At 34.1% G+C, this 12,909-nt stretch carries 12 protein-coding genes and 1 pseudogene; 7 read left to right on the forward strand and 6 right to left on the reverse strand.

The genetic code is table 11. The features are described from left to right. The first annotated feature begins 42 nt into the window (after positions 1–42). The 5 genes and pseudogenes from V5J73_RS11410 to V5J73_RS11430 form a co-directional block, all read left to right on the forward strand. Positions 43–1,008: a KpsF/GutQ family sugar-phosphate isomerase gene (locus V5J73_RS11410; protein WP_338645992.1), complete on the forward strand. Its 966-nt coding sequence runs from the start codon at positions 43–45 to the stop codon at positions 1,006–1,008. Continuing rightward, positions 1,008–1,823, forward strand: coding sequence for a twin-arginine translocase subunit TatC (gene tatC / locus V5J73_RS11415; RefSeq protein WP_338645994.1), 816 nt, complete (start codon positions 1,008–1,010; stop codon positions 1,821–1,823). The genes V5J73_RS11410 and tatC overlap by 1 nt, the downstream gene beginning before the upstream one ends. After that, the gene (locus V5J73_RS11420; RefSeq protein WP_073209737.1) at positions 1,816–2,169 is read left to right on the forward strand and encodes a carboxymuconolactone decarboxylase family protein; all 354 of its coding nucleotides are present in this window, start codon (positions 1,816–1,818) and stop codon (positions 2,167–2,169) included. Before tatC ends, V5J73_RS11420 begins: the two co-directional genes overlap by 8 nt. A gap of 86 nt (positions 2,170–2,255) precedes the next feature. After that, complete coding sequence (gene lptB / locus V5J73_RS11425; protein WP_131993433.1) at positions 2,256–2,996, forward strand: LPS export ABC transporter ATP-binding protein; 741 nt, start codon at positions 2,256–2,258, stop codon at positions 2,994–2,996. A gap of 282 nt (positions 2,997–3,278) precedes the next feature. Continuing rightward, positions 3,279–3,416, forward strand: a pseudogene (locus V5J73_RS11430) (four helix bundle protein); the annotation flags it as partial. Between the two features lie 93 nt (positions 3,417–3,509). Here V5J73_RS11430 and V5J73_RS11435 read toward each other — a convergent pair. Both V5J73_RS11435 and V5J73_RS11440 read right to left on the reverse strand, forming a co-directional pair. After that, positions 3,510–4,373, reverse strand: a complete 864-nt coding sequence (locus tag V5J73_RS11435; RefSeq protein WP_338645996.1) for a glycoside hydrolase family 25 protein — start codon at positions 4,371–4,373, stop codon at positions 3,510–3,512. Between the two features lie 9 nt (positions 4,374–4,382). Continuing rightward, a complete protein-coding gene (locus tag V5J73_RS11440) occupies positions 4,383–5,099 on the reverse strand; it encodes a CDP-alcohol phosphatidyltransferase family protein (RefSeq protein ID WP_338645998.1) in 717 nt (238 codons plus the stop codon). Positions 5,100–5,292: 193 nt separating this feature from the next. Between V5J73_RS11440 and V5J73_RS11445 the strand changes: the two genes are divergently transcribed. Together V5J73_RS11445 and V5J73_RS11450 are read left to right on the forward strand one after the other, a co-directional pair. Beyond that, positions 5,293–6,363 (forward strand): putative type IX sorting system protein PorV2, encoded by a 1,071-nt coding sequence (locus V5J73_RS11445; protein ID WP_445236400.1) that lies wholly within the window; start codon positions 5,293–5,295, stop codon positions 6,361–6,363. Positions 6,364–6,388: 25 nt separating this feature from the next. Continuing rightward, the gene (locus tag V5J73_RS11450) at positions 6,389–7,528 is read left to right on the forward strand and encodes a lipoprotein N-acyltransferase Lnb domain-containing protein (RefSeq protein ID WP_338646000.1); all 1,140 of its coding nucleotides are present in this window, start codon (positions 6,389–6,391) and stop codon (positions 7,526–7,528) included. 47 nt (positions 7,529–7,575) lie between these two features. Here the strand turns inward: V5J73_RS11450 and V5J73_RS11455 are convergent, their stop codons facing one another. The 4 genes from V5J73_RS11455 to V5J73_RS11470 form a co-directional block, all read right to left on the reverse strand. Further along, positions 7,576–8,970: an exopolysaccharide biosynthesis polyprenyl glycosylphosphotransferase gene (locus tag V5J73_RS11455; protein ID WP_338646001.1), complete on the reverse strand. Its 1,395-nt coding sequence runs from the start codon at positions 8,968–8,970 to the stop codon at positions 7,576–7,578. A 301-nt stretch (positions 8,971–9,271) separates the two neighbouring features. After that, complete coding sequence (locus V5J73_RS11460) at positions 9,272–10,621, reverse strand: O-antigen ligase family protein (RefSeq protein ID WP_338646003.1); 1,350 nt, start codon at positions 10,619–10,621, stop codon at positions 9,272–9,274. Beyond that, complete coding sequence (locus V5J73_RS11465; protein WP_338646005.1) at positions 10,618–11,697, reverse strand: glycosyltransferase family 4 protein; 1,080 nt, start codon at positions 11,695–11,697, stop codon at positions 10,618–10,620. Before V5J73_RS11465 ends, V5J73_RS11460 begins: the two co-directional genes overlap by 4 nt. Before the next feature lie 62 nt (positions 11,698–11,759). After that, positions 11,760–12,887: a glycosyltransferase family 4 protein gene (locus tag V5J73_RS11470; RefSeq protein ID WP_338646007.1), complete on the reverse strand. Its 1,128-nt coding sequence runs from the start codon at positions 12,885–12,887 to the stop codon at positions 11,760–11,762. Positions 12,888–12,909 lie beyond the last annotated feature (22 nt).

Genomic DNA, 12,909 nt, shown 5'->3' on the forward strand with positions numbered 1-12,909 from the left:
GTACAAATTTCTTTTACACATACAAATTTTAATCATTCTGTTTTGATATCTAAAGAAAATATATTGGCTAGCGCCAAAAAAACTATTTTATCGGAAAGCGAATCTATTGCCAAACTAACTGATTTTCTTGATGAAAACTTCATTGAAGCGACACAAAACATCTATAATTCTAAAGGAAGAGTAGTTGTTACAGGAATAGGAAAAAGTGCTATTATCGCCCAAAAAATGGTTGCTACTTTTAATTCTACTGGAACTCCATCCCTATTTCTTCATGCCTCAGAGGCGATTCACGGTGATTTAGGAATGATCCAAAATGAAGATACTATCATTTGTATTTCAAAAAGTGGCAATAGTCCTGAAATAAAGGTTTTAGTACCGCTATTAAAACGTTTTGGAAACACATTGATAGCAATAACAGGAAATACGGCTTCTTTTCTGGCTAAAGGCGCCGATTTTGTTTTGAACACCACTGTAGATAACGAAGCTTGCCCTAATAATCTTGCCCCTACTAACAGTACCACTGCGCAATTAGTTATGGGTGATGCAATTGCCGTTTGCCTCATGGAAATGCGTGATTTCAAACCAGAAGATTTTGCCGTTTACCATCCAGGTGGTGCATTAGGCAAGAAATTATTATTGCGTGTACAAGATATTTTAGAACACACCTTAAAACCTATGGTATCTCCAGATGCACCAATAAAAAAAGTAATTTTCGAAATTTCTGAAAAACGTCTCGGTGTAACTGCGGTTATCGATCAAGATAAAGTTATTGGTATTATTACTGATGGTGATATTCGACGCATGCTAAATGAGAGAGATTCTTTTGCTGATTTGACCGCCAAAGACATCATGACAAAAAACCCAAAATTAATACCATCTACCGCTATGGTTGTAGATGCATTAAACATTTTAGAAGATTTCTCCATCACGCAATTAGTAGTGGTTGATAATGGAGCATACAAAGGAGTATTACATTTACACGATATTTTAAAAGAAGGAATACTATAATGGCTAAAAAAAACTTAAACGAAATGTCGTTTTTAGATCATCTTGAAGAATTAAGATGGCTATTGGTTCGAAGCACAATTGCAATATTAATTTTGGCTACTGTCACTTTTTTTATCAGTGATTATATTTTTGATGAGATCATTTTTGGCCCCACAAATGCTAATTTTATAACCTATCGCTTTTTTTGTGACCTCTCCAATCAATTGGGTTTTGCTGAAACTATATGCGTGACCGAAATGCCTTTCATTATCCAAAATACGAATATGGAGGGACAAATTAATGTCTTGATTTGGACGTGTATAACTGCCGGATTTATTCTTGGTTTTCCATTTATCCTATGGGAAGTTTGGAAATTTATCAGTCCTGCATTATATGATACGGAGAAAAAACACGCGAAACTTTTCATTTTTTCATCCTCATTACTTTTCTTTTTGGGCGTATTGTTTGGTTATTTTGTAATTGTACCTATGTCTGTCAACTTCTTTGCCACTTTTACCATCAGTCCTGTAGTAAAAAACCAATTTAGTATTGATTCGTACATTGGGATGGTAAAAACAAGTGTTATCGCTTGTGGATTGTTTTTTGAATTACCCATAATCATTTATTTCCTGACCAAATTAGGTTTAGTAACCCCGGTTTTCTTGAGAAAATACTGGAAATATGCCGTAATCATCATTCTTATAGTGGCAGCAATTGTTACTCCACCAGACGTAGTGAGTCAAATAATTGTGACTATCCCTATGCTGTTAATCTATGAAGCAAGCATCTTAATTTCAAAAATAGTAGTAAAAAATCAAAAAAAAGTAAATGGCTGATATTATAGAAGAATTCAACGAGTACCGTTCTAAAATGAACGAAAAATTATTGGCAGACAATAATAAAATTGTAAAAAGAATTTTCAATCTAGACACTAATGCATATGCAGCAGGAGCTTTAGACGTGAAAACCAAAGAGCTTTTAGGATTAGTAGCTTCAGCGGTTTTACGTTGCGATGACTGCGTAAAATACCACTTGGAAACCAGCCATAAAGAAGGCGTTACCAAAGAAGAAATGATGGAAGCTATGGGAATTGCAACCCTAGTTGGCGGAACTATCGTAGTACCACATTTAAGACGTGCGTATGAATTCTGGGAAGCATTAGAAGAAACTGCAACCAAATAAATTGTTAAGAACTGAAACCGTTTAATTGTTTATTCGTTTATTTGACGTTTACACAATTAAACGGATAATCGATTAAACCCAAGAATATGAAATTAAGAGCCGAAAATTTAATCAAAACCTACAAGGGAAGAAGTGTTGTAAAAGGCATTTCAGTAGAAGTGAATCAAGGAGAAATCGTTGGGCTACTTGGCCCTAACGGTGCTGGAAAAACAACTTCTTTTTATATGATTGTGGGATTGGTTAAACCAAATTCAGGCAATATATTTCTAGATGATTTGAATATTACTGATTACCCTATGTACAAAAGAGCACAACAGGGAATTGGTTATTTAGCGCAGGAAGCTTCTGTTTTTAGAAAATTAAGCATTGAAGACAACATATTAAGCGTACTTCAATTGACAAAACTTACCAAAGCGGAACAAGAGGCTAAAATGGAAAGTTTAATCGAAGAATTCAGCTTAGAACATATTCGAACCAATCGTGGGGATTTACTTTCGGGTGGTGAACGCCGTCGTACCGAAATTGCACGCTGTTTAGCCACAGATCCAAAATTCATTTTATTGGATGAACCTTTCGCGGGTGTCGACCCTGTTGCCGTAGAAGATATTCAAAGAATTGTAGCTCAGCTAAAAAATAAAAATATCGGTATTTTAATTACCGATCATAACGTACAGGAAACCTTAGCAATTACAGATAAAACATACTTGATGTTTGAGGGTGGAATCCTAAAAGCGGGGATTCCAGAAGAATTAGTAGAAGATGAAATGGTACGTCGCGTCTATCTAGGGCAAAATTTTGAGTTGAGAAAGAAGAAATTGGAGTTTTAAAAAAGTGGTCTGTATTTACTAGCAGTGAATCATTTATAAATAAATACAATATCAAATTCCAAGACCTATTAGCGTATCAGAAATCATCCTAATTAGCCATGGAAATCTTTGAAACAACAAAATCTTTCCCAAAAGAAGAAATGTATTCTTCAAACGACCTAATCAGACGGCTCTTCTAGAAGCGTTCCAGCTAATATTGTATAAGCGTATTGAAAAAGCGTTTATCCTAAACATTTTCATAGTAAACTAAATGATTCCGATGCTAAAAACTCAGAAACTCAAGTTTGGATAGAGTTTTCACTTAAATGCAACTATATAAATGAAAGTGTTTACAAGGAATTATTAAATAAAAGCAATGAAGTTGGTACACTAATAAATTACATAATTTTAAATCCTCAAAAGTTCGGAGTAACCGTTTAGGAGTATCAACTAATTACTGAACACTAATCACTGATTACTGATCACTTAAAAACCGAACACTGAACACTGACCCACTGAATACTGAACACTAAACTACTCCACAGTAATATACCGCAACTGTTGCAAATCTCCATTGTAAATATTAACATCTACATTACCTTTAATTCCAGGAGCTGATGCTTTTTCAGTGAATTGCCAAAACAACCAATCCTCAGCTATTTCTTCTCTGTAAAAATTATAATTGGCAATCCAAAAAAGATAATCGCTAAATTCTTCTTTTAAAAAATCATCATAGTACCGCTCACCGGTATAAATGATTGGTTTTACGCCATAATGGGATTCTACAGCATTCAACCATCTTTTTAAGCCTATTTTCAAATTATCTATCGACTGATTTTTAGGTAATTTTTCAATATCTAAAACGGGTGGTAAATCTCCTTTTTGTAACGTTACAGTTTTAATAAAAAGTTCGGCTTGCTCCATTGAATTTTCGTTGGGACGATAGTAATGATAGGCTCCACGAATCATCATATTCTCTTTGGCGCCAAGCCAATTCCTATCAAACTGACGGTCTTTTCTATCTTTTCCAACAGTAGCTCGAATAAATACAAAATGCAACGGATATTTTTGTTCTAACGTATCTACATAAGTCCATCGGATTTTTCCTTGATATTCAGAAACATCAATACCCACACTTTTTCCTTCGTGTTTTTCTAAAACCTGAAAATTGCGAACATCGGAAATGCGCTTAGCTTCTGTTTCTGCTTTAAGTATTTTGTCTGATTTAAAACTAAAATAATACGCTAAACCATCACGATAATGATAAGCAGTCACCGCAATGAGCAAAACAAAAACAGCAATAATAGAGTAACGCAAAATAACTCCAGAAAAAACAGTTGCTTTCTTCTTTGAAGCACGAACTACCGAAGTTTTCCTTCTGACCGTTTTCCTTTTCATCCAAAAAAATTACTTTTTAAGCACTTTATTATTCACTACTGAAAGCAAAACATAGAAAAGAATGACCAAAGGAATGCCTAAATATTGCAAGAAAATCAATAGTAGCAGAGACAAAGTCAAAAAGACAACTTGAAGTGTATTTTCTTTAAAACTAAATTTTTTAATTTTTAAAGAGAACAATGGAATTTCAGCATTCAACATATAGGCACTCAATACTGTAATGAATAATAAAAACCAAGGATTAGTCAATAATTCAATTATAATCAAAGAATCAGTATATTTCAATACCAAAGGCAAACTTAAAATAAACAGTGCATTAGCAGGCGTTGGCAAACCAATAAAAGAATCTGTTTGACGCGTATCAATATTAAAATTTGCCAATCGGTAACAAGACCCTAAAGCAATTAAAAACCCTAAATAAGGAAAAAGTTGTAAATGAGCAACCGCCGCAGTTGAGGAATGGTCAATCATCATTTGAGACATCACTAAACCCGGCACAACACCGCTCGTAACCATGTCTGCTAAAGAATCCAACTGCAAGCCAAGCGGACTGGAAACATGGAATAATCGGGCAAAAAAACCATCAAAAAAGTCTAAAAATATACCTAAACAAACAAAATAAAAGGCCATTTCAAAATCTTGGTTAAAGGCAAAAATCAATGCGATGCAACCACAAAAAAGATTTAATAAAGTAATCAGATTAGGGATGTGTTTTTTAATAGTCATAGTTATAAATTTTAGTAAACCACAGTTGGCAAATTTAGTATAATAAGTCAAGGAGAAGTACGTTTTTAACTAGAGTTTTTTCAACAGTGATTTCATGTTTGTATATATTTACCCAAAGGAAGAAATAAGCTCAGTAAAAAATTATATTTTTGATAAAAATTAAACAAACTTTTAGTTTGTAAAAACAACCCCATTGAAAAAAAGCTTCCTATTAGCAGCGGTTTTGATTAGTACGCTAAATTACAGCCAAGCCGTTCGGAAATACTCGAATGAGTTTATGAATATCGGCGTTGATGCGGCTGCACTTGGTATGTCAAATGCTGTCGTAGCAGCTACTGCTGATGTAAATTCTGGATATTGGAATCCAGCAGGACTACTACATCTGGAGGACCATCAAGTTGCTGTAATGCATGCTAATTATTTTGCTAATATTGCCCAATACGATTACCTAGCTTATGCAAGCCCCATAGACGATAGAAGCGCTTGGGGAATTTCATTAATTCGTTTTGGCGTCGACGACATTTTAAACACTACTGAACTGATAGACAGCCAAGGCAATATTGATTACAACAGAATCAGTCTTTTTTCAACGGCCGATTATGGTTTTACTTTTTCCTATGCTCGAAAACTACCTGTACCTGGATTTCAATATGGTGTAAACGCCAAAGTAATCCGACGAATTATTGGGGAATTTGCTAATTCTTGGGGTTTTGGTTTTGATGTTGGTTTACAATTCGAAAAAAACAACTGGCAATTTGGATTAATGCTTCGGGATATAACCACCACCTACAACGTATGGAATATTGATGAAGACGAATATCAAAAAATTGCCAATTCCATCCCTGGAGAAAATCAGGAATTACCGGAAAGCACAGAGATTACAGCTCCAAAAGCACAATTGGGAATCGCTAAAAAATTCATCATTCGATACGACTATAGCATTTTGGCTGCAGCCAATATGAATATGCGATTTGCCAAAACAAACGATCTTATCTCGACCGATTTTGTTAGTATCGACCCCGCGATAGGATTAGAATTTGGCTATACCGATTTAGTATTTGTACGGGCAGGTGTAGGTAATTTTCAAAATGTACAACAACTTGACAATACCCAAAGAGTAGGATTTCAGCCTAATATTGGTTTGGGATTCAAATACAAAGGCATACAGATCGATTATGCGTTGACTGATTTAGGCGACCAAAGTGCCGCTTTGTACTCCAATATTTTTTCGGTCAAAGTAGATTTGGGAATGTTTAGAAATTAATTAAAAAACAACACTATCATAACATATGAATACCGCTTCTTTAAAAAAAATAGTTCTTTTCATAGTTTTGCTTTTAACTGCGAATACTAGTTTTGGACAAAGCATTACAGTATCAAAAAACACTCAAGTCAGCGTAATCACTTGTGGAACAGGAAATGAATCTTATTCGCTTTTTGGACACACCGCAATTCGGGTACACGATGCAGACAACGCTATTGATGTAGTCTACAATTATGGAGCTTTTGATTTTAATACCCCAAATTTTGTTATGAAATTTATAAAAGGGGATTTACAATATTTTGCTGTAGCACACTCCTATCCTGATTTTATTAATCAATATCAATACGAACAGCGGTCCGTTTATGAGCAAGAACTAAATATTCCGCTGGACTTAAAACAAAAATTATTTGATAATTTGAATACGTCTTTGGCCTCAGGCGAAAGTCATTACACCTATAAGTTTATTGATAAAAACTGTACTTCAATGGTTGTTGATATCATTAATAAAACCCTAGACACTACCGCTATTGTGAAAAATACAGACACCAACATTACTTATAGAAGCATCTTATATCCGTATTTTGACAATCACTTTTATGAGAAATTGGGAACTAGTATTATTTTCGGGAGAAAAGTAGACCAATTAGGAACAAAAATATTTTTACCTTTTGAACTTTTAAAAAGTCTAAAAAAAGTTTCTTTCCAAAACCATCCACTAGTAAAAGAAAACAAAACGCTAATCGAATTTAAAAATGAAGTTCCAGTTTCATGGTGGAACAATCCCTATACCTATATTCTTTTCCTCGCATTTATTGTGTTGCTAAACAAAAAAAGTGTGCATTTATTCTACCTTAGTGTAATGGGTATAATTGGAATATTCTTTTCATTTTCGTGGTTTTATTCCTTGCATTTAGAATTGGAATACAACTATAATATGTTACTTTTTAATCCAACTTTATTAGGTTTTTTATATTTTTATTGGACTAAAAACAAAAAAGCAATTTACAATCTGGCGATAGTAAACCTACTCTTTTTAGTACTGTATTTTTTTATACTAATCAACAAAGCTCACTTTGTGCTGGTACTACCTTTAATAATCACAAGTGGAATTCTTTTAATCAGACTGGTTATCCAAAATAAAAAACGTATTCCAATTATCATTTAATTTTTTTAAATAATAATAAATAATAATATTATTAATAATAAATAATATTATTGCCCTCTATAAAATAAAACGGTGGTAATTGTTTTAAAAGCAATATTTAAATCCAGAAAAATACTTCGGTGTTTGATATAATATAAGTCGTATTGCAATTTGATCAAACTATCATTAATTGTCGCTCCGTAGGCGTAATTTACTTGTGCCCATCCCGTAAGACCCGGCTTTATAATATGTCTTGTTTCATAAAAAGGCATGACTTCAGCAATTTCCTTTACAAAAAAAGGACGCTCTGGGCGAGGGCCAATAACAGCCATATCACCTTTTAAAACATTAATGAATTGTGGAAATTCATCAATTCTGGTTTTTCGTAAAAACTTACCAAAGGCTGTCACGCGAGAATCATTTGCAGTGGCAAAAACGGCACCATTAGATTCGGCATTACTAACCATGGTTCTAAATTTTAAAATTTCGAATACCACACCATCTTTACCTACACGTTCTTGCGTATAAAATAGCTTTCCCCGGTTTCCTATAGCGTTTCCAAGTACTATCAATGGGAATAACACCAAACCGATACACAATCCAAGTACCGAAGCACTGATTTCAAAAATACGGGCACCAATTAAATACAACTTATTGTGATTGCTTCTGCTAAAAGGGAAAAACCGATAAAAATCCCTAGACATATAATGCACTGGTATGCGTTGTGTTTTGCTTTCATATACTTGCGTATACTCCCTAATTATAGTACCAGATTCTAATAAATGAAGTAGTTGCTGATATAACTCAGTTGTAATTCCTTCTGTCTTTTGGGAAGCAATTACAATTTCGGATATACTGTTTTGTTTGACAAAAGAAAACAACGCCTCTCTCTTTATATTTTTAACGTAGGGATATTCGACTGTCTCATCTTCAGCGGCATCAGCATTTACAAATGCAATTATTTTATAATGGGGATCGATATTTTCTAATCCAGATATCAACTCTACCACCTGCTCCTTATCACAGATTAAAACTGCATTTTGTAAAAATCGAGTAGAAGCTAAAAACGAAACATAAAACATGCGCCATAAAAACAAAGCCAGAAACACCACCACATAAAACAATACAATCTGAATTCTGTTTGAAGGAAGTTCTGGAGAATAAATCGGTGTCAATAAATACACTAAAACAGTGGTTGAAACCGTAAGAATCGAACTCTTTAGTACCTGAAATTGATTACTTGCAACCTGAAGATTATACATTTCGAAAATAGTACCGAAAAAATTGATATAAATACCCAAAATCAGCATCCAAGATAGAGTATCGGTTGACTTTATAAAGTAGTCAAAATCAAATATATTCCCTATAAAAAACAAAGAACCAAAAACAAAAAACACATCAAAAACACGAAGAATCATCTTTCGTTCTGATATTTCAAAATGTATTTTATCGACTGAAAACATGAGTGGTATTTATGTTTAAGCCCGCAATTTAGCACTTTTGCTTTGAAGTAAATGACAGAAATGTTAAATTTTTTAACAAAATTTTAATAGATAACGATTTAATACAACACGAATACTAATAAGATTCCTTCACAAAGTAATTAAGCATCTTTTCAAGTACTAAAATGTGTCCAAAACTGATATGGAACACATCTAAATAATAATGATAATAATGATAATAATGATAATAATAATAATAATAACTCAACGACCACCGAACACTAACTTCTGAACACTGAACACTGACCACTAAAAAAACTAATCATTCTTCTTCATTCTTAACCTTCCTAGGACTCCCCAACTGCACATTCAACAAAGACAAAGAATACACAAAGGCAGGAGCAGCAGTCCGCATAGCAGCGTGATTAATCGTTAAAAACCAAAAAACTACAAAGCACAATAAAAACATGTTGAACTTATTTTCTAAATACAAAACCAAAGGTGTAAAAAATAGAATTAACAAAGCCAATATCCCTAAAGATCCATGTTCTGCAAGTGTCCTAGTAATCTCATCATGAGACAACACTTTCATACCGGTATCAATCTCCCTGACTTCGGCACCTTTACCAACCCCCACTCCAAAAATTGGATTTTTCAAGAAGATATTAATCTCTTCTTGAGCGATATCCTCTCTTCCTGTAAATTGACTCTCCTTAACCCTACCCGCAGCATCTTGATTCGCATATCGTTTATTGATAAGGCCTCCCGTCTGAAACGAAGTATAGGTCCAAGTAGCAAAACTGGCCAATACCAACAGTACAATAATATAATTTAGTTTTACCCTGCCACCAAAATTTGATTTAAAATACAAAAACAATACTAATAAAACAATCATCAAAAAACCAGTGATAACACCACCTCGAGAAAAGGTAAGCATGCCTCGATAAGTGATATTTAAAGCGATAATAAGGTTAATGACAATTTGCAATTTTGTTTTAGAATCCAATATGACTCTGGAAAAAAAAATAAACATTCCCAGTCCTAGAACTGTAGCCACTTGATTCGGTCCATAACCCCCTGAAGTTTCAAAATTAGATTGTGTACTAGTAACAACATCCCGTACATTTGGCGTGTACAAGGTGAGATAAACCATGCAACTTAGAATCGGCAAACCCATACTAAACAAGATTCTATTCATTTCTGTTAATAGAATCTTACGCCTAAAAGTGTACAAAGAAGCCATTCCTAAACAAACGGGCCCCGAAATATTGAAAGCAATAGTAGTCCGAAGATCCGTATCAAAATTCAAAGTAAAAGTCGAAATAACAACACCAGGAACCAATAAAAGCAAGAAAATCCAGTAGGGCGCAGCTCCTTTAGAAAAACCACTGTAGTACATCCCAAAAAGAATAAAGACTATTACACCATACTTCGAAATCTCATACAAAGGATTTCCGCCGGTCATTCGCAAAAAAACTTCGCTACCTACCACATAAGCGGCAACCACAAGCGCTTCATTATTCCTATTTTGATTTTTAATGATGTAATACAATCCCAAAATAAAAATAGAATACCCATAAATTTTAGCGGTAAAGGGTAATACATAGCCTAATACCCCAATAAGAACATGGAAAAGAATTATATAAAGATAGGATTGATCCTCTTTTTTCATTTGTGACTATTTTGCAACCAATTTAAATACTCTTTAATAATGACTCCTTCTGAATTAGTAGCTTGTATCTTCGCATAAAGAGCAAGACCAAACTCTTTCTGTAACAGTTCATTTTCTATTAACGCCACTATTGCGTCATAGAACAGCTGTTTTTCTTTAGAGGGAACAACAAAACCATTCTTACCATTTTGTACCAAAGAAGCTATTTCTCCTACATGCGTCACTACAACAGCTTTTCTATTCCAACCATATTCTAATAATGCCACAGGCAAACCCTCTGATTGGGAAGTTAAAACGGCAAGAGTTGATTGATGCAATATATTTTTCACATCGTCTTTACTGCCGTAAAGAAACACATTTTTTTCTAAATGATGCGCTACAATCAAATCCTTAATTTGTTGGGAATACCCATCTTGAAAATCTTTTCCAACCAAATGGAAAGTCCAATCAGGATGTGATTTTTGTAGTTTTTTGGCAACTTCCAACAATAAAAAATGGTCTTTTTGAACTCTCAAATTTGCTAAACATACAATGCGTTTGCCATCGACTCCTTGTAAAACAGTCTGCTGTATAACTACCAAATCTTCTGACGGAAAATTAGGCAGAAAAAGTACTTTTTTAAACTTTAATTGCTCTTCTGCCCATAGCTTTAGTTTTTGATTAACACTAATGATACCACTAAAAAAAGGAAGTGTTAACTGCAAAGCACGAATCGGTCTCTTGGATAAAAACTCACTGTCTCCGTAATGATCATGCCAAATTAATCTTACAGACGGACATAGCAATTTCAACAGAAAAACTAGAAAAAAAGAAGTGCTATGTGCATGAATAATAGTCACTTTATGCTGTATCACATAATTTCGCAAACGAAACAAAGCCTTGAAATCTAAAGCACGTTGCTTATCTAAGAACAAATAGGAAACTTCGTCTTTCAATTGTCTTTTCAAACTACCTTCTTTTCGAGTAGCAACTAATCCTGAAAACGAAATCTCTGTTGTCAAAGCATTAGCATAGTTTACAGCCATTCGCTCTGCACCTCCAGCCTCAAGAGAATCTATGATTTGAATGATGCGCATTTTTTACTTATATTTTCTTAATTTGTAATTCTTAAATACAATAACCTTCCATCTTGCCTCTTTCATCTTACTTCTAAAAATAACAACTCCTTTATTCCTTCCTCAAAAACATCCAAGGTGTATTGTCTAGACCAGTCTGAAGCTTTTGTCCGAATAGCCTTGAAATCCTCTTCACTGCTAATAACAGTCTGTATTTGCCTACAATCTGCTTCTAAATTCATTGTCAGTAAAACACCCCGTTCTCCATAATCCAACATCAATGGAACGCAAGAAACAGCAGTAGCTACTGGAACGCATCCCCAAAACATGCCCTCTGCAATGGCTTTGGGCCAACCTTCACTGGCGGAAGGTAAAATAACAAAATGACTGTCTTGATAGGCTTTTTCCAGCGTTTGCTGATTTTGATTTCCTTCCAATGAAATGATGTGGCTCAAATTATTTTGTTCCACATAGCGTTCCAAATTCTTTCGCTCTACACCTTCCCCATACAGCTTTAATACTACATTATGCCCTTTTTTCAATACCGTTTCTACCAACTGAATGGCATATAAGGGATTTTTTCCATTGGCCAAAGTCCCTACAAAAACAAAATCAATCCTACCTTTTAAATTTTTGTTATGCAAGGGTAATTTATCTGATTCTGAATACGTAGCCGTAAAAAAAGGCTTTATATTTTTGGAGCTACCTTCCCATTCTCCATAGACCAAAACCTTCATATTTCTAGTTAGGAGCGAATTTCCTAAAATCCAACGCTGCACTTTATAGGTTAAAGGTTGTTTCGATTTTGAATCCCAATTCCCAGCATATTTGGCGGTTTTAGGTGTATTGGGGAAAAAAATTTGGATAAAACAACCCAACAATCCAATATTTCCGGGACAACGCAAATGAATATGATCAGCTTTCTGTATAGACGTGTAGAGCTGCCAACAAATTTTTGGAATTGTAAATATCGTTTTGAAAATCCCTTTTAAACTAAGTAAATCAAAACTATCGATTGCAACAAACTCAATATTTTCATGCACATATACAAGATCAATAGCTGTCTTTGTTGACCCAGATTTTGGGGCTAGCAACATTACCGTATCTACTTCTTTTATCCAAATATTCATTTCGCGAACGTAAGGCGCATAAGCGTAGTAACTCTCTTTTGTTACTATGTGAGGAACATGAGTAATGATTGCAAATTTCATTTACAGGTAAAATTTAATTTTT

The organism is Flavobacterium sp. KS-LB2, from assembly GCF_036895565.1.
In the GTDB taxonomy this organism is placed as follows: domain Bacteria; phylum Bacteroidota; class Bacteroidia; order Flavobacteriales; family Flavobacteriaceae; genus Flavobacterium.